The organism is Neoroseomonas oryzicola (genome assembly GCF_012163135.1).
Lineage (GTDB): Bacteria > Pseudomonadota > Alphaproteobacteria > Acetobacterales > Acetobacteraceae > Neoroseomonas > Neoroseomonas oryzicola.
Window position 1 is genome coordinate 552,027 of record NZ_JAAVUP010000002.1, and the last position, 24,873, is coordinate 576,899.

The 24,873-nt window shown below is 72.2% G+C and carries 24 protein-coding genes; 11 read left to right on the forward strand and 13 right to left on the reverse strand.

Annotation, left to right across the window (positions count from 1 at the left end):
* Positions 1-23 precede the first annotated feature (23 nt).
* Positions 24-1,004, forward strand: a complete 981-nt coding sequence (gene gnd, locus GWK15_RS09175; RefSeq protein WP_168040984.1) for a phosphogluconate dehydrogenase (NAD(+)-dependent, decarboxylating) — start codon at positions 24-26, stop codon at positions 1,002-1,004.
* Positions 1,004-1,522, forward strand: a complete 519-nt coding sequence (locus GWK15_RS09180) for a gluconokinase (protein WP_168040985.1) — start codon at positions 1,004-1,006, stop codon at positions 1,520-1,522. Before gnd ends, GWK15_RS09180 begins: the two co-directional genes overlap by 1 nt.
* Positions 1,523-1,532: 10 nt before the next feature.
* Here the strand turns inward: GWK15_RS09180 and GWK15_RS09185 are convergent, their stop codons facing one another.
* Positions 1,533-1,865: a YdhR family protein gene (locus GWK15_RS09185; RefSeq protein WP_168040986.1), complete on the reverse strand. Its 333-nt coding sequence runs from the start codon at positions 1,863-1,865 to the stop codon at positions 1,533-1,535.
* Positions 1,866-1,984: 119 nt separating this feature from the next.
* Between GWK15_RS09185 and GWK15_RS09190 the strand changes: the two genes are divergently transcribed.
* Positions 1,985-2,272 carry a methylated-DNA--[protein]-cysteine S-methyltransferase gene (locus GWK15_RS09190; RefSeq protein WP_168040987.1) on the forward strand — a complete coding sequence of 96 codons (288 nt, stop codon included), beginning with the start codon at positions 1,985-1,987 and terminating at the stop codon, positions 2,270-2,272.
* Entirely contained in the window at positions 2,269-2,961 is a 693-nt protein-coding gene (locus GWK15_RS09195; RefSeq protein WP_211844037.1) for a 2OG-Fe(II) oxygenase, read from the forward strand. Before GWK15_RS09190 ends, GWK15_RS09195 begins: the two co-directional genes overlap by 4 nt.
* Positions 2,962-2,967: 6 nt before the next feature.
* Here the strand turns inward: GWK15_RS09195 and GWK15_RS09200 are convergent, their stop codons facing one another.
* Positions 2,968-4,203 (reverse strand): serine hydrolase, encoded by a 1,236-nt coding sequence (locus GWK15_RS09200; RefSeq protein ID WP_168040988.1) that lies wholly within the window; start codon positions 4,201-4,203, stop codon positions 2,968-2,970.
* Positions 4,200-4,841, reverse strand: a complete 642-nt coding sequence (locus GWK15_RS09205) for an MBL fold metallo-hydrolase (protein WP_168040989.1) — start codon at positions 4,839-4,841, stop codon at positions 4,200-4,202. Before GWK15_RS09205 ends, GWK15_RS09200 begins: the two co-directional genes overlap by 4 nt.
* 113 nt (positions 4,842-4,954) lie before the next feature.
* Here GWK15_RS09205 and GWK15_RS09210 point away from each other — a divergent pair, with 113 nt between their 5' ends.
* The 6 genes from GWK15_RS09210 to GWK15_RS09235 all read left to right on the forward strand — a co-directional run bounded on the left by GWK15_RS09210 (position 4,955) and on the right by GWK15_RS09235 (position 13,311).
* A complete protein-coding gene (locus GWK15_RS09210; protein ID WP_168040990.1) occupies positions 4,955-9,298 on the forward strand; it encodes a calcium-binding protein in 4,344 nt (1,447 codons plus the stop codon).
* 38 nt (positions 9,299-9,336) lie between these two features.
* Positions 9,337-9,906, forward strand: a complete 570-nt coding sequence (gene msrA, locus GWK15_RS09215) for a peptide-methionine (S)-S-oxide reductase MsrA (protein WP_245211509.1) — start codon at positions 9,337-9,339, stop codon at positions 9,904-9,906.
* 154 nt (positions 9,907-10,060) lie between these two features.
* Positions 10,061-10,474: a peptide-methionine (R)-S-oxide reductase MsrB gene (gene msrB, locus GWK15_RS09220; RefSeq protein ID WP_168040991.1), complete on the forward strand. Its 414-nt coding sequence runs from the start codon at positions 10,061-10,063 to the stop codon at positions 10,472-10,474.
* Between the two features lie 176 nt (positions 10,475-10,650).
* Positions 10,651-11,592: a Vgb family protein gene (locus GWK15_RS09225; protein ID WP_245211510.1), complete on the forward strand. Its 942-nt coding sequence runs from the start codon at positions 10,651-10,653 to the stop codon at positions 11,590-11,592.
* Positions 11,579-12,352, forward strand: coding sequence for a polysaccharide deacetylase family protein (locus GWK15_RS09230; protein WP_338147219.1), 774 nt, complete (start codon positions 11,579-11,581; stop codon positions 12,350-12,352). Before GWK15_RS09225 ends, GWK15_RS09230 begins: the two co-directional genes overlap by 14 nt.
* Positions 12,353-12,363: 11 nt before the next feature.
* A complete protein-coding gene (locus GWK15_RS09235) occupies positions 12,364-13,311 on the forward strand; it encodes a sterol desaturase family protein (protein ID WP_168040993.1) in 948 nt (315 codons plus the stop codon).
* Positions 13,312-13,351: 40 nt separating this feature from the next.
* Here GWK15_RS09235 and GWK15_RS09240 read toward each other — a convergent pair whose 3' ends face one another.
* From GWK15_RS09240 to GWK15_RS09255, 4 genes are all read right to left on the reverse strand, one after another.
* Positions 13,352-14,059 carry a Bax inhibitor-1/YccA family protein gene (locus GWK15_RS09240; protein WP_209442100.1) on the reverse strand — a complete coding sequence of 236 codons (708 nt, stop codon included), beginning with the start codon at positions 14,057-14,059 and terminating at the stop codon, positions 13,352-13,354.
* Between the two features lie 155 nt (positions 14,060-14,214).
* Complete coding sequence (locus GWK15_RS09245; protein ID WP_168040994.1) at positions 14,215-15,696, reverse strand: DegQ family serine endoprotease; 1,482 nt, start codon at positions 15,694-15,696, stop codon at positions 14,215-14,217.
* 113 nt (positions 15,697-15,809) lie between these two features.
* Positions 15,810-17,132 (reverse strand): ATP-binding protein, encoded by a 1,323-nt coding sequence (locus GWK15_RS25855; protein WP_168040995.1) that lies wholly within the window; start codon positions 17,130-17,132, stop codon positions 15,810-15,812.
* Positions 17,129-17,818, reverse strand: coding sequence for a winged helix-turn-helix domain-containing protein (locus GWK15_RS09255; protein ID WP_168040996.1), 690 nt, complete (start codon positions 17,816-17,818; stop codon positions 17,129-17,131). Before GWK15_RS09255 ends, GWK15_RS25855 begins: the two co-directional genes overlap by 4 nt.
* A 266-nt stretch (positions 17,819-18,084) precedes the next feature.
* On the opposite strand from GWK15_RS09255, the gene mbfA reads away from it, so the two are divergent.
* Positions 18,085-19,074, forward strand: coding sequence for an iron exporter MbfA (gene mbfA, locus GWK15_RS09260; protein ID WP_209442101.1), 990 nt, complete (start codon positions 18,085-18,087; stop codon positions 19,072-19,074).
* A gap of 78 nt (positions 19,075-19,152) precedes the next feature.
* Here mbfA and chrA read toward each other — a convergent pair whose 3' ends face one another.
* From chrA to GWK15_RS09290, 6 genes are all read right to left on the reverse strand, one after another.
* A complete protein-coding gene (chrA, locus tag GWK15_RS09265; RefSeq protein WP_168040997.1) occupies positions 19,153-20,478 on the reverse strand; it encodes a chromate efflux transporter in 1,326 nt (441 codons plus the stop codon).
* The gene (locus tag GWK15_RS09270) at positions 20,475-21,293 is read right to left on the reverse strand and encodes a chromate resistance protein ChrB domain-containing protein (RefSeq protein WP_168040998.1); all 819 of its coding nucleotides are present in this window, start codon (positions 21,291-21,293) and stop codon (positions 20,475-20,477) included. The genes chrA and GWK15_RS09270 overlap by 4 nt, the downstream gene beginning before the upstream one ends.
* A gap of 125 nt (positions 21,294-21,418) precedes the next feature.
* Complete coding sequence (locus GWK15_RS09275) at positions 21,419-23,143, reverse strand: L-aspartate oxidase (RefSeq protein WP_168040999.1); 1,725 nt, start codon at positions 23,141-23,143, stop codon at positions 21,419-21,421.
* Positions 23,143-23,352: a hypothetical protein gene (locus GWK15_RS09280; RefSeq protein WP_168041000.1), complete on the reverse strand. Its 210-nt coding sequence runs from the start codon at positions 23,350-23,352 to the stop codon at positions 23,143-23,145. Before GWK15_RS09280 ends, GWK15_RS09275 begins: the two co-directional genes overlap by 1 nt.
* Positions 23,352-23,960: a fumarate hydratase C-terminal domain-containing protein gene (locus tag GWK15_RS09285; RefSeq protein WP_168041001.1), complete on the reverse strand. Its 609-nt coding sequence runs from the start codon at positions 23,958-23,960 to the stop codon at positions 23,352-23,354. The genes GWK15_RS09280 and GWK15_RS09285 overlap by 1 nt, the downstream gene beginning before the upstream one ends.
* A gap of 4 nt (positions 23,961-23,964) precedes the next feature.
* Positions 23,965-24,873, reverse strand: coding sequence for a fumarate hydratase (locus tag GWK15_RS09290; RefSeq protein ID WP_245211511.1), 909 nt, complete (start codon positions 24,871-24,873; stop codon positions 23,965-23,967).

Below are 24,873 nucleotides of genomic sequence, written 5' to 3' on the forward strand. Positions count from 1 at the left end.
CCAGGCCCAAGGGGGGAAGCCGCATGGCGGAAATCGGGATCGTCGGCCTCGGGCGCATGGGCGCGAACATCGCGCGCCGGCTGATGCGCGCAGGCCATCGCTGCGTGGTGTGGGACAAGGACCCGGCCGCCATCGCCGCCGTGGTCGCGCATGGCGCGACCGGTGCGGCGGACCTTGCCGGCGTCGTCGCCGGCCTCGCCGCGCCGCGCGCCGTCTGGGTGATGCTGCCCCACGGCCCGCCGACCGAGAAGGCGATCGCCGCCCTCGGCGACCTGCTCTCCCCCGGCGACGTCGCCATCGATGGCGGCAACACGCAGTGGAAGGACGACGTCCGCCGCGCCAAGGCGCTGAAGGCGAAGGGGGTGCACTACCTCGACATCGGCACCTCGGGCGGCGTCTGGGGGCTCGAGCGCGGCTATTGCCTGATGATCGGCGGGGAGGCGGCGCCCGTCGCGCGCCTCGCCCCGATCTTCGCCGCCCTGGCGCCGGGCCGCGGCAGCATTCCCGCCACGCCGCGCCGCGAAGGCCGCGCGCCGAACGTCGAGGAAGGCTGGCTGCATTGCGGCGGCCACGGCGCCGGGCATCTCGTGAAGATGATCCACAACGGCATCGAGTATGGGATGATGCAGGCGTTGGCCGAGGGCCTCGACCTGCTGCGCCACGCCGACAGCCCGCAAATGCCCGAGGAGCACCGTATCAGCGTCGATGTCGCCGATGTCGCCGAGGTCTGGCGGCGGGGTTCGGTCGTGACGTCGTGGCTGCTCGACCTCACCGCGGCGGCACTCGCCGAGGACCCGGACCTCGATAAATACTCGGGCCGCGTGGGCGATTCCGGGGAGGGACGCTGGACCGTGCAACAGGCCATTGAGACTGCCGTCTCGGCCCCCGTGCTGACCGCGGCGCTGTTCTCCCGCTTCGCCTCGCGCGATGAGGGTCATTTCTCCGGCAAGGCGCTGTCCGCCATGCGCGCGGGCTTCGGCGGGCATCTGGAGCCCAAGGCCTGATGCCGGTCGCCGCCATCGTCGTGATGGGCGTCTCCGGCTGCGGCAAGTCGACCATCGGCACCCTGCTGGCCGAACGCCTGGGCTGGACCTTCGAGGATGGCGACGCCTTCCACCCCGAAGCCAACGTCGCGAAGATGTCCGCCGGCACGCCGCTGACGGATGACGACCGCTGGCCCTGGTTGCGCGCCATCGCCGCGCGCATCGGCCGGGCGCGGGCGGCGGGCGCGCCGGTCATCATCGGCTGCTCGGCGCTGAAGCGCGCCTATCGCGAGGTGCTGCGCGACGGCCATGCCGATGTGCGCTTCGTGCACCTGACTGGCGCGCCGGAACTGATCATGGCGCGCCAGGCCGCACGCACGGGGCATTTCATGCCGGCCTCGCTGATCGCGAGCCAGTTCGCGACGCTCGAAGCGCCGGACACGGAAGCGGATGTGATCGACCTCGACGTCGATCCCGAACCGCCGGCCATCGTCGCCAAGGCGGTCGCCGCCCTGCGGCGGCGCGGCGACCTGGCGTAGCGCGCGGCGCCTATTCCGCCGCCATCGCCAGCCCCGGCACCGGGCCGTTGGTGATCGCCGTCATGCGTTCCCGCACGTCGAACATGCGGACCTGCAACTCCGTGATGTCCGGGTTCGCCTTCATGCGCGCGACGATCGGGCCGTTCACATAGGCCTCGGCGCTGGCGCGGCTGTCGAAGAGGTAGATGCCGCCGGCGCGGCGCTCCTCCTCCCCGTCCAGCCAGATCTTCCACTGCAGCCCCGGCACGGCGAGGAACTGCTTCGCGCGGTCGTCGGTGTAGCGGGCTTCCCATTCGGCCTTGGGCATGGCCGGGCGCGTGTAGTTGACCTGGACGATCACCATGGCGCGGGTCCTCCCTTGGATGCGCCGGGCCATGATGGCACGGATCGCGCCGCCGCAATGCGCGGAAGGCGCGCCCCTAGCGATCGGGGGCATCACGGTCGGGACAGGAGAACCCCGCCATGACCCTCGCCGACCTGACCCTCGACCTTCGCGGCACGCCCTTCCAGCGCGCCGTCTGGGCCGCGTTGCAGGAGATCCCGCCAGGCCGCACCGCGACCTATGCTGAGGTCGCCGCCGCCATCGGCTGCCCCGGCGCCGCGCGCGCCGTCGCGCGGGCCTGCGCGGCGAATCCGGTCGCCCTCGCCGTGCCCTGCCATCGCGTGGTGCCGGCCGCGGGCGGGACCGGCGGCTGGCGCTGGGGCGCGGCACGCAAGCGTGCGCTGCTCGTGCAGGAGGGCGCGCTGTGATCGCGGCGCTCGACTGGGCGCGCATCGCGGCCGACCTCGATGCCTTCGGCTGCGCGACGACCGGCCCGCTGCTGACGCCGGAAGACTGCGCGGCACTCGCCGCCCTCTATGACCGCGAGGACGGCTTCCGCAGCCGCATCGTCATGGCCCGCCACGGCTTCGGCCGCGGCGAATACAAGTACTTCGCGAACCCGCTGCCGGCGCCCGTCGCTTCGCTGCGCGAAGGCTTCTGGCCGCACCTCGCCACCATCGCGAACCGCTGGAACGAGGCGATGGGCCTCGCGCCACGCTTCCCGGCGCGCCACGCCGACTTCCTCGCCCGCTGCCACGCGGCGGGCCAGTCGCGCCCGACGCCGCTGCTGCTGCGCTACGAGGCCGGCGACTACAACTGCCTGCACCAGGACCTCTATGGCGAGCACGTTTTCCCGCTGCAGGTCGCGATCCTGCTCTCGGACCCGGGGCGCGACTTCACGGGCGGCGAGTTCGTCCTGACCGAGCAGCGCCCGCGCATGCAGTCGCGCGCCGAGGTGGTGCCGCTGCGCCAGGGCGAGGGCGTGATCTTCGCCGTCCACCACCGCCCGGTGCAGGGCACGCGCGGCACCTACCGCGTGACCATGCGCCACGGCGTCAGCCGCATCCGCGGCGGCCGGCGCCATACCCTCGGCGTCATCTTCCACGACGCCGCGTGAGAGGGATCAGGCCTCCAGCGCCTGGTAGGTCAGCATGTTGATCAGCCGCCGGTAGCGCAGCCGCATCTCGCCCGGCGCATGGGCCATCAGCACCACCGCGAGCCGTTCCGCCGGATCGACCCAGAAGAAGGTGCCGAAGACGCCCGACCAGCCGAAGGCCCCCGGCGCGCCCATGAAGGCCGACCCGCCCGCATTCTTCCGCACCGAGACGGTCAGCCCGAAGCCGTAGCCCGTGAGGCCCGGATCCATCCGGTCCGGCCCGCCCGTGATGCCCTGGAGATGGTCCGAGCCCATCCAGCGCACCGTCGCCGGCGAGAGCACCCGCGCCCCGCCCAGCGTGCCGCCGGCGCGCAGCATCTCGGCAAAGCGCAAGTAGTCCGACGCCGTCGAGACCAGCCCCGCCCCGCCCACTTCCAACTTTGGAGCCGTCAGCGGTGCCGCGACGGATTGCGGCTTGCCCGTCAGCGGGCAGGTCGGCAGCGCCTTGGCGAAGCGCGGCGCCGCGCCGGCGGGCAGCACATATCCGGTTTCCGTCATGCCGAGCGGCTCGAAGATCCGCTGCCGCATGATGGTGCCGAGCGAGGCCCCGCCCACCGCCTGCGTCACCAGGCCGAGCACGTCGGTCGAGAAGCCGTATTCCCAGGCCTCGCCAGGATGGTGGCGCAGCGGCGTCGCAGCGAGCGCCTGCGCGAGGCTCCCCGCATCGTGCTCGTTCGCGACGGTCAGCGAGGACCCCGGATGCGCCGCATGCACCGCCGTCGCGCCGAAGCCGCCATAGACGAAGCCGGTGGTGTGGCGCGCGGCGTCCTGCACCGTCATCGGGCGACGCTGCGGCTCGGTCTCGATCGGGCCTTCGCCGGACAGCATCGCGGGCGTCGGCTTCGCCACCTGCATCGTCATCAGCGGCGGGACATAGGCGCCGACCGGGTCCGAGAGCAGCAGCCGCCCGTCCTCGACCTGCGTCAGCGCCGCGACGCCGCAGACCGGCTTGGTCATCGACGCGATGGCGAACATCGCATCGGGGCGCATCGGCACGCGCCCCTCGGCATCCAGGTAGCCGACCGCCTCGAGATGCACGAGCCGCCCGTCGCGCGCGATCGCGACCACGCCGCCGGGGAAGCGGCCTTCTGCCACCTCGCGTTCCAGCGCGGGGCGGATCTTCGCCAGCCGCGCGGAGGACATGCCGACCGCCTCCGGCCGCGCCGGCGGGATGGGCGAAACCTCAGCCTGGATGATGCTCACGCGGCGTCTCCCGCATAGGGGTTGGTGCGGCGCTCGGTCCCGAAGGTGGATCCCGGCCCGTGGCCGCAGATGAACTGGATGTCGTCCCCGAGCGGGAACAGCTTCTCCCGGATCGCGGAAATCAGCGCCGCGTGGTCGCCATAGGGGAAGTCGGTGCGCCCGACCGAGCCCTGGAACAGCACGTCCCCCACCAGCGCGAAGCCGAGCGCGGTCGAGACGAACACCACATGCCCCGGCGTGTGCCCCGGGCAATGCAGCACGGCGAATTCGTGGCCGGCGATCTCGACCGTCTCGCCTTCCTCGAGCCAGCGATCGGGCGTCACGGGCCGGCACTCCATGCCGTAGCGCGCGCCCTGCTGCGGCAGGCCGGAGAGCAGGAATTCGTCGGCGAGGTGCGGGCCTTCGATCGGCACGCCGAGCGCCTCGGCCAGTTCCGCGGCCGCGCCGGCGTGGTCGAGATGCCCATGCGTCAGCAGGATGCGCTGCACCTTCACCCCGGTCTGCTGGATCGCTTCCTGGATCTTGTCGGCGTCGCCGCCGGGATCGACCACGACGCCTTCCTTCGTCTCGTCGTCCCAGATCAGGGTGCAGTTCTGCTGGAACGGGGTGACCGGGAGGATGGCGGCGGCGATGCTCATGCGCCGACCTTGGCCCGGCCCCCGCGCGGCGTCCAGCCGCCCGGCCTGGCGCCGTTCACGCTCCCTTCAGCCCGGCTGCGGCATGCGTTGCCGTCCCCCGGTCGCAGGATGCGATGGCCAACTATCTCTTCACCGACGTCGCGGGCGCGAGCCTCGTCTTCGATCCGACGCAGGATTTTCTGGTCTTCCCGGCCGGGTACCCGGCGGCCTCGCTGTCCTTCCTCGTCGCGGGGGCGGACCTGCTGGTCTCCTCGGGCGGGATGACCGTGCGGCTGCTGAACCTCGCGCTCGGCGGGGCAGGGCTGACCGGGGCGGACCTCGTGTTCCAGGACGGCAGCATCCTGGTGCTCGACAGCACCGGCAGCAGCCTGCGGACCGGGACGGTGCAGGGCGACTGGATCGGCATCGACCGCGGCGGCAACGACACCGTCGCGGCCGGCGCGGGCGACGACCTGATCCAGGCCGGCAGCGCGCTGACCGCTTCGGATTCCGTCGATGGCGGGGACGGCACGGGCGATGTGCTCGCGCTCGGTGGCACCGTCTCGCTCACGCTTGGGCCGGGCACGGTGCAGCGGGTCGAGCGCTTCGAGATCGGCGCCGGCGATGTGAGCCTGGTGCTCGACGCCGCGACGGTCGCGACGGCGACGCCCGCCGAGGGTGCGGTCTTCACCGTCGATGCCTCGGCCCAGCCGCTCGGCTCCCGGCTTGTGCTGGACGGGTCGGCGGCGGCGGCCTCGATGGCGCTGCTCGGCGGGGCGGGGGACGATCTGCTGACCGGCGGCGCGGCGGGCGACAGCCTCGACGGCGGCGCCGGGGACGACACGCTCTCGGGCGGCGGCGGGGCGGACACCATCGCGGGCGGGCTGGGGGCGGATGTGCTCTCGGGCGGGGTGGGGGAGGACCTGTTCCTGTTCGACACCGCCGGGGCGCTCAGCCCGCCGGCGACGCCTGACCTGATCCTCGATGTCCAGGGTGCCGGGCAGGCGGGCGGCGACCGGATCGCGCTGCCCTCGATGTTCACCATCGGGCTGCTCACCGCCTTCCACGTCACCGCCGTCGACTTCGCCTTCGAGGGCTATGCGGAGTCCGGCGAGCAGTTCCCCGCCGTCTGGATCGGCGACGGCATCGCCGACATCGTCTGGCGCGTGGTCGAGGGCCAGGCCTGGCGCTTCGAGCTCTGGGTCGACGCCAACGACAACGGCCGCTTCGACCCGACGGACCTCTTCCTGCGCATCGCGCTCGCGGAGGGCGAGACCGCCAGCTTGCTGTCGCCCGAGGATTTCGCCACCCAGTTCGGCGGCTTCGTCGGCGGGCCGGATGGCGACGTGCTGGAAGGCCTCGGCTGGACCGACGACATCATGTGGGGGGAGGGCGGGGACGATTCCCTCTCGGGCGGCGGCGGCGTCGACGTGCTGTTCGGCGGCACCGGCAACGACACGCTGCTCGGCGGGGATTTCTCGGACGAACTGCACGGCGATGCCGGCAGCGACTTCCTCGATGGCGGCGACGGCTGGGACACGCTCTTCGCCGCCGATCCCTGGGCGCCGGAGACCGAGAGCCCGGACGACCGCAACACGCTGATCGGCGGCGCCGGCTTCGACATGCTGTTCGGCGGGGCGGGGCGGGACACGCTGCTCGGCGGTACCGAGGACGACCTGCTCTGGGGCGATGCGGGCGACGACTGGCTCGAGGGCGGGGAGGATGCCGACCTGCTCTATGGCTGGGACGGGGCGGACCGGCTGGATGGCGGGGCGGGGGCCGACACGCTGCTCGGCGGGCTCGGGGCCGATGTGATGATCGGGGGCGCGGGGGCGGACCTCTTCGTCGTCGACCTCTCGACCAAGGACCTCGCGGAGAGCACCGGCGCGGCCGCGGACTGGATCCAGGACTTCCAGCCCGGCGAGGGCGACATCCTCTCCCTCGGCCTCGTGGGGGGCATGGTGGGCGGCGCCTATGGGCCGGGGCCGCTCGCCTGGCGCGGGACCTTGGCGGCGCGGGACCTGTCGAGCGGGCCCGGTTACGGAAATGCTTTGCCGGGGGCGGGCGTCGGGCCCGGCTACTACCAGGCCTGGTGGCAGCCGGCGGTGCAGGGCGGGCAGGCGGCGGGTGGCTGGTTCGTCATCGACCTCGACCAGGACCTGGTGCTCGACATCGACGATGCCGTCATCCGGCTCGGCTCGCCCGGCGCCTGGGGGGCGGTGGCGCTGGACCCCGCGGCTTTCGCCGAGGGTACCTTCCGCGTGCTGGTCGGCACGGTCGCGGCCGATACGCTGGTCGCCGCGGAATCCGGGCAGGAGGCCTTCGGCCTCGGCGGCGCCGACAGCCTGGTGGGCGGGGCCTCGACCGACCGGCTGCTGGGCGGGGTCGGCAACGACACGCTGATCGGCCTCGGCGGCGCGGACCAGCTGTGGGGCGGGGCCGGCAACGACTGGATCGAGGGCGGGGAGGGCGACGACGAGGTTTTCGTCGAAGGCCCGGGGATCGAGGAGGTGGACGGCTTCCTCGCCCGCAACACCGTCATCGGCGGGGCCGGCAATGACAGCCTGTGGGGCGCGGATGGGCGGGAGTCGCTCGACGGCGGGGACGGCGACGACTGGCTCTATGGTGGCATCGGCCTCGACACGCTGCGCGGCGGGGATGGCGCGGACACCATCATCGGCGGCGACGGCGCCGACCTGATCGAGGGCGGCGCCGGGGCGGATTCCATCGACGCCGGGGCGGGCGACGACACCGTCGCCTACGATCCGCTGGACACCTTCCTCGACGGCGGGGACGACACCGACCTGCTGGTCGTGACCGCGCCGGTCACGGTCACGCTGGACAGCCAGATCGACCAGGTCGCGGGCGGCGGCATCACCCGCGGCTTCGAGGGCGTGGACGCCTCGGCCGTTGCCCTGGCGGTCACGCTGCTCGGCACCTCCGGGCGCAACCGGCTGATCGGCGGGGCGGGGGACGACCGGCTGGAAGGCAAGGACGGCGCCGATACGCTGATCGGCGGGGCGGGCGGGGATACGCTGCTCGGCGGCGCCGGGGACGACGTCATCGATGGCGGGCCGGGCGCAGATCTCCTCGACGGCGGCACGGGGAACGACCTGCTGACCTATGCCGGCGCCGTGGGGCCGGTGGCTGTGCAGCTCTTTGCCGGCACCGCCTGGGACGGCGCGGCCTGGGACACCGTCGCGGGGTTCGAGACGCTGCGCGGGTCGGCCTTCGGCGATTCGCTCGACGGCACGCAGCGCGACGACCGGATCGAGGGCGGTGCCGGCAACGACACCATCATCGCCTTCGGCGGCAACGACACCGTGGTCGGCGGCGATGGCGAGGACCGCCTGGTCGGCGGGCCGGGCAATGATTCCGTCATGGGCGATGCCGGCAACGACAAGCTGGAGGGCGCGGAGGGCAACGACACCCTCGACGGCGGCGCAGGCGCCGACACCATGACCGGCTTCACCGGGGACGACGTCTATCGCGTCGACAGCGACCTCGACCGCGTCGTGGAACTGCCCAACCAGGGCATCGACACGGTCCATGCGACGGTCGGGCATTTCCTCGGCCCGGATGTCGAATGGCTGGTGCTCGCCGATGGGACCGGGGACATCTTCGGCGTCGGCAATCCGCTGGCGAACGGCATCCAGGGCAACGAAGGCCGCAACCGGCTGATCGGCCATGGGGGCGACGACACCATCCGCGGGGGCGGCGGCAACGACCGCATCGAGGGCCGCGACGACAACGACCGGCTCTACGGCGATGCGGGGACCGACGTCATCCTCGGCGGCACCGGGGCGGACATCGTCGATGGCGGCCTCGGCAGCGACACGCTGTATGGCGAGGACGGCAATGACAGCCTGTTCGGCGGCACCGACAGCATCACCGACGTGCTCTATGGCGGGAACGGCAACGACTGGCTCGATGGCGGCCTGGGCTACGACATCATGTATGGCGGGCCGGGGAATGACGTCTACGTCGCCTCCCAGCAGGTCGAGGCGATCTTCGAGAATCCCGGCGAGGGCTGGGACGCCGTCATTGCCCTGGGTGGGTCGGGCTTCGTGCTGCCGGACAATCTCGAGGAACTCTTCATCTCCGGCCCCATCACCGGCACCGGCAATGCGCTGTCCAACCGCATCACCGGCAGCGCCGGGGCGGAGCGCCTGCTCGGCAAGGACGGCAACGACACCATCACCGGGGGCGGCGGCAACGACCTGATGTGGGGGGAGGGGGGCGCGGATACCTTCGTCTTCGGCGCGCATTCCGGCGTGGACGCCATCCGCGACTTCACCCCCGGCCAGGACCGCATCCTGCTGCAGGGCCTGCCCTTCGCGAACTTCAGCGCCGTGATGGCGGCGACGCGCGATGCCGCCGGTGGAGCGATCATCGATTTCTCGCCCGAGGATTCCGTCCAGCTGACCGGCGTATCCAAGGCCGCGCTGCTGGCGGGGGACTTCGTCTTCCTCGCGTGACCTTTCCTCCCCACATGGCGAACATGATGAGCCAATCGATGGAGGACAGGATGATCGCGCAGGCGGGACACGAGGCGGCCACCCTCGGCGGCGGCTGCTTCTGGTGCCTCGAGGCGGTGTACAAGGAGTTGCGGGGCGTGGTCTCGGTCATGTCCGGCTATGCCGGCGGGCATGTCGAGAACCCCTCCTACGAGGAGGTCTGCGGCAAGAAGACCGGCCATGCCGAGGTGGTCCGCGTGGTCTTCGATCCGAAGGAACTCAGCTACGCCGACCTTCTCCGGGTCTTCTTCACCATCCACGACCCGACCACGAAGGACCGGCAGGGGGCGGATGTGGGGCCGCAATACCGCTCCATCATCCTCACCCAGTCCGAGGCGCAGGCCGCGACCGCGCGTGCCGTGATGGCCGAGGTCGAGAAGGCCGGCATCTGGGACGGCCCGCTGGTGACCGAGCTCGTACCCGAGGCGCCCTTCTGGCCGGCCGAGCCGGAGCACCACGACTACTTCGCCCGCAACCCCTGGTCGGGTTATTGCCGGGCGGTCGTGGCGCCGAAGGTGCTGAAGTTCCGGAAGGTCTTCGCCGATCGCGTCAAGCGTCCGGCGGCCTAGACGAGGGGGCGTTGCCCCCTCGGACTCCCCCACCGAGGGCCGAAAGGCCCTCGGAACCCGTTTTGGTTTCCAAAGGCCTTTCGGCCTTTGGCGGGTGGGGTTCCGGGAAGGGCAGAGCCCTCCCCGTCCCGGCCCAGACAAGGAAGACCCAGCCATGAAGTCCGACGACACCTATGCCGTGACCAAGACCGAGGCCGAGTGGCGCGAGGCGCTCTCCCCCGAGGCCTTCCGCGTCCTGCGCCAGCACGGCACCGAGCGCCCCGGCACCTCCCCGCTCAATGACGAGAAGCGCCCCGGCACCTTCGCCTGCGCCGGCTGCGGGCAGCCGCTGTTCGCCGCCGAAACGAAATACGAAAGCTGCTCCGGCTGGCCGTCCTTCTTCGCCCCGATCGACCAGGGGGCGGTCGGCACCACGACCGACCGGTCCTTCTTCATGACGCGGACCGAGGTCCATTGTTCCCGCTGCGGCGGCCATCTGGGCCATGTCTTCCCGGACGGGCCGGAGCCGACGGGGCTGCGCTACTGCATGAACGGGGTCTCGCTGACCTTCGTGCCGAAGGGCGGCTGAAGCGCCGTTCGGGGCATCCGGCGCGGCGTCCGCGCCCGACTCCGGACGGCGACGTACGGTGCATCCCCAATAGGCTCCCGGGGTGCCACTCCGTACTTGCGCCGGGCGCGGCGGGGGCGCAGGTTCCGCCGCGGCGGAGCCCCCCCTTTCCGTCGCCCCGAACCCCCCACGAGTCCATGCGCCGCCTCGCAGCCCTCCTTCTCCTCCCCCTCCTGCTGCAGGCCAGGCCGGCCGCGGCGGACCTCGTCTACGTCCTCAATTCCGGCGATGCGTCGGTGTCCATCCTGGATGGCTTCACGCGCCAGGAGATCCGCCGCTTCCCGATGCTGCGGGAACCGCATCACCTGGTGCTGTCCCCGGACGGGCGGGACCTGCTGATCGCGGATTCGGGCGGCAACGAGATCTTCTTCGTCGACCCGAACACCGGCGAGACCCGCCGGCGGGAACGCATCTCGAACCCCTACCACCTGGCCTATTCGCCGGACGGGCGGTACCTGGTGGTGGCGAGCCTGCGGCGGAACCAGGTCGACATCTACGACGCCCGCGGCCCGCAGCTCGTCGCGCGGCTCCGCACGCCGGACAAGCCCTCCCACATCGCCTTCAACCCGGACAGCCGGACGGCCTTCGTCACGCTGCAGGGCACGGGCATGGTCGCGGCGATCAGCCTCGAGACCCACCAGATGCTGTGGGAAGCCCCGGTCGGGCGTGAGCCCGCCGGCATCGCCTGGCACCGCGGCAAGCTGATCGTCGGCGTCATGGGCACCGACAGCTTCGCGGTGCTGAACCCCGAGACGCAGCAGGTCGAGCGCACCATCCCGATCGGCCGCGGCGCCCACCAGGTCTTCGTCGCGCCGGACGGGCGCTCGATCTGGCTGACCAGCCGCGTGCAGAGCCGCCTCGCCGAACTGGATCCGAGCACGCTCGAGGTCCGGCGCGTGATCGAACTGCCCGGCGGGCCGGACGACATCGCCTTCGACCCCGATGGGCGGCTGTGGACCACCCTGCGCTGGGCCGGGCGCATCGCGCGCTTCGACCCGCGCTCTGGCGAGGTCGAACTGGTCCGGGTCGGCCGCAGCCCGCATGGCGTCTTCGTCCAGCCGCGCCGTGGCGAGCAGTAGGCGGGCCGGCGCGCTCCTCGGCCTTGTCCTGGCGCTCGCCGTCGCCGCGCTCCCGGCCGGGGCGCAGGCGCCGGCCCAGTGCCGGGCCGGGGCGGTCTACCTGACCATCGACACCGGCTGGGGGCGGGAGGCGGAGCAGATCGCCGCCATCCTCCGCCGGCACGGCGTGCGCGCGACGCTGTTCGTCGCCAACGAACCCACGGTGACGGGGGACCGCAGCCTCGCCCCCGGCTGGGCCGCCTTCTGGCGGGCCCGGGCGGCCGAAGGCCATGTCTTCGCCAGCCATACCGATCGCCACTGGTACTTCCGCGGCGATGCCGGCCCGGGCCGCGTCCGATACGTCTCCCGCACGCGGGAAGGCGAGGAGGTGCTGGACCAGGCCGGGATGTGCCGCGAACTGGCCCGGCCGATCGAGCGCCTGCGTGAGGCCGCGCCGGGTGCGACGGTCCTGCCGCTGTGGCGCGCGCCGGGCGGCATCACCACGCCGAACGCCCTCCGCATGGCCGAGGCCTGCGGCCTGCACCACCAGGGCTGGACCGCCAACGGCTTCCTCGGCGACGAGGTGCCGAGCGAATCCCAGCCCAATGCCGCGCTCGCGCGCCGGGCGCTCGCCACCATCCGCGACGGGGAGGTCCTGGTCATGCACTGGGGCGTCCGCAGCCGGCGCGACCCCTACGCCAACGTGCTGGAGGAGGTGATCACCGGCCTCCAGTCCCGCGGCTTCTGCTTCGCCACACTGCCGCCCGGCGGGCGGCGCTAGATCGGCCTGCCATGGACTTCCTGACCAACCTGCACGACGCCGTCACCGGCTGGATCTTCGAGACCCTGCTGCAGCCCGCGCTCTACGAGGCCGGGCTGATGGACTTCGCGGACGAGATCTTCACCTGGCTCGACTTCGCGCTGTTCGGCGCGCTGTCGATGATCGTGGTCTACATCGTCTGCCGCCCGCTCGAGGCCTGGCGCCCCGTCGAACCGGTCACCGACCGCCGCGCCATCCGCACGGACATCCTCTACACGGCGCTGTCGCGGCTTGGCCTGCTGCCGCTGCTCGCCTTCGTGCTGCTGTCCTCGCTCCAGGCCTGGTGGGAGGCGACGGTCGCCGACAGCGGCTTCGTGCCGCCGACGCTCGAGACCTTCGTCCCGAGCCTGCGCGAGATGCCGATCCTGGCCTTCGCGCTCTATGTCGTCATCCTCGATTTCGGCGAGTACTGGCGCCATCGCCTGCAGCACACCTTCGGCTGGTGGTGGGCGCTGCATTCGATCCACCACGCCCAGCGCCAGATGACCTTCTGGACCGACGACCGCAACCACATCCTGGACGAGGTGATCGCTTCGCTGTGGTTCGGCGCCATCGCGCTGCTGATCGGCGTGCCGCCGGGGCAGTTCCCGATCCTGGTGATGATCATGCGGCTCGCGGAAAGCCTGAGCCACGCGAATGTCCGGCTGTCCTTCGGGCGGATCGGGGAAAGGCTGATCGTCTCGCCGCGCTTCCACCGGCTGCACCACGGCGTGCTGTCCACGGCGGACCACGGCAAGAACTACGCGGTGCTGCTGCCGGTGTGGGACTGGATCTTCGGCACCGCGGATTTCCGCCGCGACGTCTTCCCGCGCACGGGCGACCCCGACGCGCCCGAGGCGCTGGCGACCGGCGGCTGGCTGCGCCAGCAGGCGGTGGGCCTGAAGCGGATGGCAGGCGCCATCTTCGGCCGCACCGCCTGACGCGCGAAGGGGGCGGGGGAAGTCTCCCCGCCCCGCGCCCTCAGCGCCGCTCGCCGGTCAGCCCGAGCAGGGCGACGAAGAGGTTCACCGTATCGAGGTAGAGCGACAGGGCGCCGAAGGCGGCGAGCTGGCCCGGATCCCCCGCGCCCTGCAGGTAGAGCAGCTTCAGCCGCTGCGTGTCCCAGGCCGCGAGGCCGGTGAAGACCAGCACCGCGATGCCCGAGAGGGCGAACTGCAGCCCGCTGCTCTGCAGGAACAGGTTCACGAGCCCGGCGACCACCAGGCCGATCACCGCCATGACGAGGATGCCCCCGGCGCGCGAGAGGTCCGCGCCCGTGGTGTAGCCATACAGCGAGGCGCCGCCGAAGGTGCAGGCGGTGACCAGCAGCGCGCGCACCAAGCTCTCGCCGGTATAGGCGACCAGCAGGCTCGACAGCGTCACGCCCATGACGGCGGCGAAGACGAGCAGCCAGCCCGTCGCGCCCTCGGGCGTGCTGCGCGCCATGACGGGGCCGAGCAGCAGCGCCATCGCCAGGGGCGCGAGCATCACGACCCAGCGCAGCGGCGTGCCGAAGATCGCCGCGAGCAGGGCCGGGCTGGAGGCGACCACCAGCGCGGCCGCCGCGCTGACCGCGAGGGCGAGGCCCATGCGGGCATAGGTGCCGACGAAGAAGGCGCGCAGCCCTTCGTCGCGGGCCGATACGGCGCCGCGCGGCGTCCAGCCCGGGTCACGCATCGAAAAGGACATGAAGGTCTCCGGAATAGAAGAAGGGGATGGCCTTGCGACCACCCCCGGATCCTGGCGCGGGGCCCATGGAGGCGAGCCACGCGATCCGATGACGACGGCGTCAGGAAGCCGCCGGCAGGTCGGGGGGCGGACGGTCCCGCCCCCCGTCGCCGGGATCAGCCCTGCTTCGTCGGCACGGCGACGAAGAGGGAACGCCCTTCCCGGACGATCTGCAGCGCCAGCGGGCCGGTGGACCCTTCGCGGATCGCGCGGGCGGCCTGCTCGGGGTTCGCCACGTCCTGGTTGCCCACGCGGGTGATCACGTCACCCGGGCGGATGCCGGCCGCGGCGGCACGGCTGTCCGGCCGAACCTCGGCCACCACCGCGCCATTGGCGGTGCGCGGCAGGTTCAGCTGCTGGCGCATCGCGTCGTCGATCGGCGCCAGCGCCACGCCGACCGGCTCGCGGCCGCCCTGCTCGGCCGAAGCCTGCTCGCTGCCCGGCGCCTTGTCGGTCAGGGCCGCGAGGGTCGCCCGCAGTTCCTGGTTCTGGCCGTCGCGGACCACGCCAAGCGTCACCGCGGTGCCCGGGCGGACGCCGGCGACGGTGCGCGCGAGGTCACGCTGGTCGTTCACCTGGTGGCCGTCGAGCGCCGTGATCACGTCGCCCGGGCGCAGGCCGGCGCGGGAGGCCGGGCTGTCCGGCGTCACCTCGGCGACCAGCGCGCCCTTGGCGGTCGGGATGCGCATCGCCTCGGCCAGCTGCGGCGTGACCTGCTGGGTCATGGCGCCGAGGAAGCCGCGCTCCACCCGCCCATGCTCCTTCAGGTCGGCCACGACCGTGCGGACCATGTTGGACGGGATGGCGAAGCCGATGCCGACCGACCCGCCGGAGGGCGAGAAGATCGCCGTGTTCACGCCGATGACGCTGCCGTCGAGCCCGAACAGCGGACCGCCCGAGTTGCCCTGGTTGATGGGCGCGTCGATCTGCAGGAAGTCGTCATAGGGGCCGGCGCCGATGTTGCGCCCGCGCGCCGAGACGACGCCCGCGGTGACGGTCCCGCCGAGGCCGAAGGGGTTGCCCACGGCCACCACCCAGTCGCCCGGCCGCGCACGGTCGGAGTCACCCAGGTTCAGGAAGGCGAGCGGCGCGCCCGCCTCGACCTTCAGCAGCGCAAGGTCGGTGCGCGGGTCGCGGCCGACCACGCGGGCCGGCAGCTCGCGGCCGTCATCGAGGGTCACGCGGACCTCCGCGGCGTCCTGCACGACGTGGTTGTTCGTCACGACATAGCCGGCGGCGTCGACCACGAAGCCCGAGCCCAGCGCCTGGGCCGCGCGGCGGCCGGGCTGGTTGTCGCCGAACTGGCGGCGGAAGTTGCGGTCCTGCTGGGACCCGCGCGGGAAGGGCGACTGCTCGCCCTGCTCGGCGACGCGCTGGACGGTGGTGATGGTCACGACGGCCGGGCGGACGCGGGCGACGAGGTCGGCGAAGCCGGGCAGGCCGGCCTGGTTGACGGCCGGCGCCGTGATGGCCGGCGGCGTGGCCGACTGGGCGAAGGCGCGGTCGCCCTGCCAGAAGGCCAGCCCGCCCAGCGTGGACCCGGCCATCAGCAGCGCGGCGAAGCCGGCGCGACGGCGGCGGCTGGAAGCGTTGGTCATCTGCAATCTCCTGTAGGCGGCCCGTTCGGGGCCGCGACAGGGGGCACTCTCGTGCCTGGACCGTGGAGGGGCGGCCCGCGTCTCCATGACAGACGCGTCAGAAACGCGGGCGGTCAGCGCCCGCCGAGGGCGAGGCGCATGGTCGCGCCCCGGCCGCCCGGGCCGTCCAGAACCTCGAACCGCCCGCCATGCAGTTTCGCGGTCGCCGCGACCAGGGCGAGGCCGAGGCCGGTGCCAGGCGTGTTGCGGCTGGCGTCGAGGCGATGGAAGCGGCGGGTGACGGCCTCCCGTTCCTCGGGCGGGATGCCGGGGCCGTCGTCCGTCACCTCGATGACCGGACCGGAGGCAAGGCGCAGGCCGACATGCGGGCCGCCATGAACCAGCGCGTTGTCGAGCAGGTTCGCCACCGCCTGGCGCATCAGGGCGGCGTCGCCCTCCATGCCGATGCCGGGCGCGATCTCCTGCGACAGGGTCCGGCCGGCCTCCTCGGCGACGGCCTCGTAGGCCTCGGCTACGGCGCCGACCAGGTCCGAGAGGTCGATGTGGCGGAACCCGGCCCGCGGCGCGCCGCTTTCCGCGCGCGCGATGCGCAGCAGGGCGGCGAAGGTGGCGAGGACCTGGTCGAGCTCGGTCAGCGACTCCTCGAGCGTCGTCGCGTCCGTCTGCGGGTCGCGGGCCGAGGCGAGCGCCGATTCGATGCGCTGGCGCAGCCGGGCGAGCGGCGTACGCAGGTCATGGGCGATGTCGTCAGTGACCTGGCGCTGCGCCTGCATCAGCGCCTCGATCCGCCCGAGCATGGTGTTGAGCGTGCCGGCGAGCCGGTCGAACTCGTCCCCCTCGCCCGCTTGGGGCAGGCGGCGGGTGAGGTCGCCATCCATGATCGCCCGCGCCGCGGCCCCGACACCCGCGATGCGCCTTTCGATCCGGCGTGCGGCGACATAGCCGAGCAGCAGCGCGATGATCGCCGCGCAGCCCGCCGCGAAGGCCGGCGCCCAGGCGAGCCGCGTCGCCGCGCGGGAGATCGGCGCCAGCTCGGCGGCCAGGATCAGGTTCATCCCCGGCTGCAGCATGGTGCCGAGCGCACGCACCCCGGCATCGGCGGTCCCGCCCGGGAAGGTCGCGAAACCGCGCAGCACCGGCGGGCGGACGCCTGGGAAATTGCCGGCGATCGGGATGCCGTCGATGGTCTGCAGCAGCACCAGGATCGGGCCCTGGCGGCGGGCGACGGCGCGGGCCTGCTCGGCCAGGCCGGCGACGCCGAGGATCTCGTATTCGCGGATCAGCGCCTCGGCCTCGGCGGCGAGGGCGAGGTCGCGCTGCGCGCGCAGTTCCTGCTCGGCCGCATACCAGACCCAGCCGGCCCCGAGCAGCGAGGCGAGCAGCATCAGCCCCGCGGCGCCGAGGGCGGCCCGGAGCGCGAAGCTGCGGCGGATCACGCGGGCGCTGCGCGGGGGTCGAGCACGTAGCCCGCCCCGCGCACGGTGCGGATGGCCGGCGGCTCGCCCGGGCCCTCGAGCTTGCGGCGCAGGCGGCTGACATGGACGTCCACGACGTTGGTGGTGGGATCGAAGGAGAAGTCCCACACCTTCTCGAGCAGCATGGTCCGCGTCAGCACCACGCCCGGGTTGCGCATCATGAATTCCAGCAGCCGCCATTCGGTCGGCAGCAGGTCGAGCGTCCGTCCGCGCCGCGTCGCGACGCGATGGAGCAGGTCCATGCGGATGTCGCCCACCTCGATCGCGGTCTGCTCGGCCGGCGGCGCGGCGGGGCGGCGGGCCAGGGCGCGGACGCGCGCGCGCAACTCGGCGAAGGCGAAGGGCTTGGCGAGGTAGTCGTCGGCCCCGGCCTCGAGGCCCTCCACCTTGCGGTCGACGTCGCCGAGGGCGGTCAGCATCAGCACCGGCGTCCCGATGTTCGAGGCGCGGATGGCGCGCACGATGGACAGCCCGTCCGGGCCCGGCAGCATCCGGTCCGTCACGATGACGTCGAAGGGTTCGTTGAGCGCGAGGAACAGGCCGTCCTTGCCGGTGCGGGCGACGTCGACGACGAAGCCTTCTTCCGTCAGGCCCTTGGCGACGTAGTCAGCGGTCGCGCGATCATCCTCGATGACCAGAATGCGCATCCTGGCCGGTTCTCCTGCTGCTGCACGCCGGGGGGCGAAGGGGCCGCGATGGTGGTCCGCGGCCGGGCGCGCGTCCAGGGACGGGCCGGGCGAGGAATGAGGGGGCGCGCGCCCCCCGGCGGGGGAAGTAGGGCCGGGAGGCGCGCGGCGGCGGTAGTCGGCCGCCGGGAGGAAGACTGCGTCCGCGATGATGGAGGCGAATGGCGCGGCCGGATGACAAGCGTGTCATGCGTTCCGGGGCGTCCTGTGCTTTCCTGCACCGCAGCATGACCTCCCTGATCCCCTTCCTCGGTGCCGGGCGGCGCCGCTTCGACAGCCTCACCCCGCAGGAAATCCTGGCGCTCGCCATTTCCTCGGAGGAAGAGGACGGCACCATCTACGCGCTCTATGCGAGCCGGCTGCGCGAGCAATACCCGGCCTCGGCCGCGGTCTTCGACGCCATGGCGGCGGAGGAGAACGACCACCGGCGCCGGCTGATCGACCTCTACCGCGCGCGCTACGGGGACCTGATCCTGCCGATCCGGCGCGAGCACGTGGCGGACTTCTACCAGCGCAAGCCGGTCTGGCTGGTCGAGAACCTCAGCCTCGAGCGCATCCGCGAGGAAGCGCGGGCGATGGAGCAGCAGGCGCGCACCTTCTACATCGCGGCCGCCTCCCGCAGCACGGATGCCGAGGTGCGGCGGCTGCTCGGCGACCTTGCCGAGGCCGAGGCGCAGCACGAGGAAGGTGCCGCGCGGCTGACCGAGGACCTCACGCACCGCGAGGAGGGTGCGGAGGAGGAGGCCCATGCCAAGCGGCAATTCGTCCTGACCTGGGTGCAGCCGGGCCTTGCGGGGCTGATGGACGGGTCGGTCTCGACGCTGGCGCCGATCTTCGCCACCGCCTTCGCGACGCAGAACCCGGGGACGACCTTCCTGGTGGGCCTGTCGGCGTCGCTCGGCGCGGGCATCTCGATGGGCTTCACGGAAGCGGCGCATGACGACGGGAAGCTGTCGGGGCGCGGGTCGCCGCTGAAGCGGGGCATCGCCTCGGGCGTCATGACGGCGCTGGGCGGGCTGGGCCACGCGCTGCCCTACCTGATCCCGCATTTCTGGACCGCGACGGCGATCGCGCTGGTGGTGGTGTTCTTCGAGCTCTGGGCGATCGTCTGGATCCAGAACCGCTACATGGAAACGCCGATCGGGCGGGCCATGTTCCAGATCCTGCTGGGCGGCAGCCTGGTGCTGGCGACGGGCATCCTGATCGGGGGATCGTAATGCGTGTGCACGAAGGCGGCGCCTTCGTGCGCCTCAGGCGCCGGGTGGGCCGCAGGTTGGTTCTTCGTCTGGTCCGCGTCAGGCGTGCAGGAACGATAGGGCGAGGCCGGCCAGCGCGCAGGCCGCCAGCGTCTTCGCCAGCCCCAGCCTGAAGCCGAACAGCAGCACCGCCGCCAGCACCGCCAGGCCCAGCGCCGCCGGCTGCACGGTCGCGACCACCGGCAGGTCGATCGCCGCCGGGCCGAGCGGGACGTGCCGCACCTCGGCGAAGATCACGCGCAACCCGAACCACAAGGCGAGGTTCGCGATCACCCCCACCACGGCGGAGGTCACGCCCGCCAGCGCGCCCTTCAGCCGCGGCTCGTCATGCATCCGCTCGACATAGGGCGCGCCCAGGAAGATGAAGGCGAAGCAGGGCGCGAAGGTGACCCAGAGCGTCAGCAGCGACCCGCCGACGCCCCCGATCACCCCGCTGTCGCGATAGCCGGCGAGGAAGCCCACGAACTGCAGCACCAGGATCAGCGGCCCCGGCGTGGTCTCCGCGAGGCCAAGGCCCGCCAGCATCTCGGGCGCGGTCAGCCAGCGGTAATGCTCCACCGCCTCCTGCGCCACATAGGCCAGCACCGCATAGGCGCCGCCGAAGGTGACCACCGCCATCTTCGAGAAGAACCAGGCGATGTCGCCCCAGACCGGCGTGCCCATCAGCAGCGCTACCGGCCAGAGCCAGAGCGCCAGCGTGATCAGCCCCGCGCGCCGCGCCGCCGGCGTCATGGCCGCGATGCGGTCGGGTTCGGCGGCGATCGCCGCGTCGAGCAGCGCCGGTGGCCCGTCCTTCGCCTTGCCGTGGCCGCCGGCGACGAAGGCGCCGGGCACCAGGTAGCCGATCAGGAGCGCGGCCAGCACCACCAGCGGGAAGGGCACGGCGAAGGCGGCCAGCGCCACGAAGGCCGCGCCCGCCAGCAGCCAGGCGGCGCCGCCATGCAGGGCGCGCTTGGCGACGCGCAGCAGCGCCTCGACCACCAGCACGAGCACGGCGCATTTCAGCCCGAAGAAGAGGGCCGCGACGATCGGCACCTCGCCCAGCGTCGCGTAGATCATCGACAGCGCGAGCATCACGACCGCGCCGGGCAGGACGAACAGCACGCCCGCCGCGATTCCGCCCTTCACCCCATGCATCAGCCAGCCAAGATAGGTGGCGAGCTGCGTCGCCTCGGGCCCGGGCAGCAGCATGCAGAAGTTGAGCGCATGCAGGAACCGCGCGTCCGACACCCAGTGGCGGTCGTCCACCACTTCCCGGTGCATCACCGCGATCTGCGCGGCGGGCCCGCCGAAGGACAGCAGGCCGACGCGCAGCCAGACGCGCAGCGCCTCGGCGAAGGTCGGGAAATGCGGCTGCGGCGTCATGCGGGCTTCCCGGGCGTCGGCCAGTTGTGGGTCTCGTCGGTCGCGTCGCGTGCCCAGCGGTAGAAGGCATCGTACAGCGCGCAGCCGGCGTCGAGCTGCGCCAGGTCGTCGCGATGCATGCGCGACAGGCCGAGCGAGGCGGCGAGCAGCCCCGCCGCCTCCGGCGCCAGGTCCGGCCGCGCCGTGTCGGCGCCGCGGACGATCAGGGCGAGGCGGTCCAGCGCCTCGGTATGCAGGGCGAATTCGTCGAGCATCACGTCGAAGGTGCAGAACTCGCCGCGATGGGACCAGAAGACGCCCTCGATGTCGAAGGGGGTGGCGCCGAAGCGTTCCGCGACGGCGGTCACTTCCGACGGTGCGACGAAGAGGAACACCGCATCCGGATCGACGAAGCGGCGGATCAGCCAGGGACAGGCGATACGGTCCACCTTGGGCCGCGCCCGCGTGACCCAGACCGTGCGGCCCTGCGCGTCGCGCGGCGGGACATGGGCCGGTGCGACGAGAGGCAGGCGCGCATCGCGCCAGGCCTCGAAACCGCCTTCGAGGGATTCGGCATTGGCGCCGGCATGGCGCAGCCAGGCGGCGGCCCCCTGGCTGAGCTTCAGCCCCTTCTGGCAGACCACGACGACGTCGCGGCCGGCGAAGCGCCCCGCCCAGGTCGCGACATCGTCATGGCCGCGGCGGATGGCGCCGGGGATGAAGCGCGGATCGGCGGCCGCGTCCTCCGTGGTGCGCACGTCGATGACCGCGGGCGCATCGGGCAGCCCGATGCGGCGGGCGAGTTGCTGGGGCGTGATGATGGTTGGAGCCGGCATGGGGGCGTCCTCTCCACAGGGAGTTCGGGACGCGATGCTTCGGCCGGAGCCTCACGGGGTGATCGCGGACATCCCCTTGCAGCCGAGGGTGGGTAGCGCGCCGCGCGATGTCAAGCGCGGCGCGATCACTCCGCGGCGGCCGGCAGCAGGCTCTCGCCCGGCTTGAGGCGCGTGAATCCGACGGGCTGCCAGTCGAGCGCGATGGCGCCGTCGCGCAGCGCCACGCGCGTCGCGGCGAGACCGGCCGCATCGTCGTCGGTCTGCGGGAAGTCCTCGCGCCAATGGGCGCCGCGCGATTCCTCCCGGGCCTGCGCCGCGGCGACGATGGCGCGGCTGACGAGCAGCTGCGACTTGAGGTTCAGCCAGTCGTGCCAGGTCAGGTTGAAGGCACGGTCGCGCCCGTCCACGCCGGTCGCGTCGACCTCGGCTTCAAGCGCGTCGAGCGCGGCGGCGGCCTCGGCGAGGCCAGCGGCGTCGCGCAGGATGCCCGCCTTGTCCCACATCATGTCGAGCAGCGCGTCGCGGATGGGCGAGAGGTTGCGCGCCGGCCGCGCGAAGGGCGCCTGGACGAAGGCGGTGGCTTCGTCGAGCGCGGCCTGGTCCGGTTCCTCGAAGGCGCCATGCTTCGGCACCCAGGCGCCCATGCTGTCGCCGGCGATGCCGCCGAAGACCGTGGAATTCGCGACGCCATTGCCGCCAAGCCGGTTCGCGCCGTGCACACCGCCGGTGTCTTCCCCCGCGGCGAAGAGGCCCGGCAGGTCGGTCGAGCCGTCGGCGCGGAACACCACGCCGCCCATCATGTAGTGCGCGGTCGGCACCACCGGCACGCGGCCCGCGGCCAGGTCGAAGCCGTTGTCGGCGCAGCGCTCGACCATGCCCTTGAATTCGCGCCGCACGCGGTCGGGGCCGAGATGGCCCATCTCGATCCACAGGCCGCCTTCGGGGTTCACGTTGCCGGCAAGGATCTCCCGCTGCATCGATCGCGAGACGATGTCGCGCGTCGCGCGCTCGTTGCGCGGATCGTATTTGTGCATGAATCGCTGCCCGTCACCGCCGAGCAGGTAGCCGCCGGCGCCGCGCAGCCCTTCCTCGATGATCGTGCCGGTCATGCGCGTGCCGGGGCCGGCGAGCACCCCCGTGGGGTGGAACTGCACCATCTCCATGTCGCGCAGCGGCAGGCCCGCGCGCAGCGCCATGGCCATGCCGTCGCAGGCCTTGTCGCCCGAGGGCGTGTGGTACTTGTACATGGTCGGCCCGCCGCCGGTCCCCAGCAGCACCGCCTTGGCCTGCACGAAGACCAGGCCGCCCGTGCGCATGTCGATCAACAGCACGCCCGCGATGCGCGACCCGTCGCGGCTGCGGATCAGCGCGACGGCGCGGTGTTCCTCCATGCGGTTGATGCCGCGCGCCCAGACCTGCTCGGCGAGGCGGTTGACGATCTCGATGCCCGTCAGGTCGCCCTTGTGGACCGTGCGGTCGAAAGTCTGCCCGGCGAAGGCCTTCTGGTGGATGGTGCCGTCCGGGTTGCGGTCGAAGAAGCAGCCCCAGCGGTTCTCGAGCTCGCGGATGCGCTTCTGCGCGCCCACCACCAGCGTCCAGGCGAGGTCCTGATCGTTCAGCCACTTCCCGCCGTCGAGCGTGTCCATGAAATGGCGCTCGGCGGAATCCCCCGCGGCGATGGCGACGTTGTAGCCGCCCTGGACCATGCGGGTGCAGCCGCATTTGCCGAGCAGCCCCTTCACCGCGATCGTCACGTCGAGGTCCGGCGCCGTGTCCTTCGCGTGCAGCGCGGCAAGCAGCCCGGCGCCGCCCGCGCCGAGGACCAGGATATCGGTGCGGCGACGTTCCATCAGCGCGGCCCCCGCGGGCTGTTGGGCACGCCGCAGCCGCAATCCTCGGCCGGCGCCGCCGTCGCGGGTGCCTCGGCCGGGGCGGGAATGGCGACGATGATGTCCGTCCCGCCGCCCATGCGGCCGAGGATCAGCGTCGAGGCCAGTTGCCCGAGCGGCGGCGGCATGACCTGGAACAGCACGACGAGCGGCAGGACGGCGAGGAACATCACGAGGCTCCGAGCTTCTCGAGCACCGCCTGGCGCCTCCGCGCCGCCTCGGCATTCACCGCGGCGTAGAGGCTGCCGCCATGGGCGTCCATCGCCACCAGCAGCGGCCCGAAGCCCTTGATCGAGAACTTGTAGAGGCTCTCGGGGTTGAGGTCGTCGAGGTCGACATCCTCGACCGCCTGCACCCAGGTGGTCTCGAGCGCCGCCGCGCCGCCCACGACGGCGAGGTAGGCGCCGCCGAGGTCCCTGAAGGCGTCCAGCGAGCCATCGCGCAGCCCGCCCTTGCCGATGATGATCCGCACGCCCTCGCGTTCCATGAGCGGCCGCGTGAAGCGTTCCATGCGGTCCGAGGTGGTGGTGCCGATGCAGACCGGCTCGTAGCCCGAATGGTTGGTGCCGGATCGTTCCACCTTGCGCAGGTTGGGCGCGGTGTGGATCACCGCATGGCCGTGCAGGTCGAACTTCGTGCGCCGGCCATGGTCGAACATGTGGATCTGCGTCGCGTCGCGGATGCCGAACAGCGTGTCCTCGAGCGTCACGGTGTCGCCGATGCGCAGCGCGCGGACCTGCTCCTCGGTGATCGGCATGTGCAGGACATGGTGGGCCATGGCGTCAGAACCCTATCCGGATGCCGTCGGGCGTGAAGGTCGCGCTGGCGCGGCGCGCCGAGTGGCACTGGATGTTCACCGCGACGGGATTCATCGTGATGTGCGTCGCCGCCGTCTCGACATGCACGGCGAAGGCGGTGGAATCCCCGCCCAGTCCCTGCGGGCCGATGCCGAGGCAGTTCACCGCCTCGGACAGCTCGGCTTCGAGCTTCGCGCCTTCCGCATCGGTGCAGTGCGACCCAAGCGGGCGCGTCGCCGCGACCTTGGCGAGGTGCATGCAGAGATCCGAGGTGCCGCCCACGCCGACGCCGACGATGGTCGGCGGGCAGACCTTGCCGCCGGCCTGGATCACACGGTCCACCACGAAGCGCTTCACCGCCGCGACGCCGTCCGCCGGGATCAGCATCTGCAGGAAAGAGCCGTTCTCCGAACCGCTGCCCTTCGGGATCATCTCGAGGCGCAACTCGCGCTCGGCATCGGTGAAGTCGATGTTGATGACGGGGACGCGCTCGCCGCAGGAGGTGTGCTCGTTCTTCCGCGTGATGGGATGCACGACCGAGGAGCGCAGCGGATGCTCGCGCGTCGCGCGCGCCGTGCCCTTCGCGATCGCCTCCTTCAGCGCCCAGCCGTCGACCTGGACGTTGCGGCCGATCAGCACGTTGAAGATCGGGATGCCGGTGTCCTGGCAGAGCAGGTTGTCCATCCGTTCCGCCACGCCGATGTTCTCGATCATGGTCGCGAGGATGGTCTTGGCCGTCGCGTCGGTCTCGGTGGCGTCGAGCCGCGTGAAACCTTCCTTGATGTCGTCGGGCAGCACCTTGCAGGCGCGGATGTAGAGGAGCTTGGCGGCTTCCTCGATCGCCTCGGGCTCGACCCGCAGGGGTTCGACCCCCGGCTTCGTCATCAGCGTCAT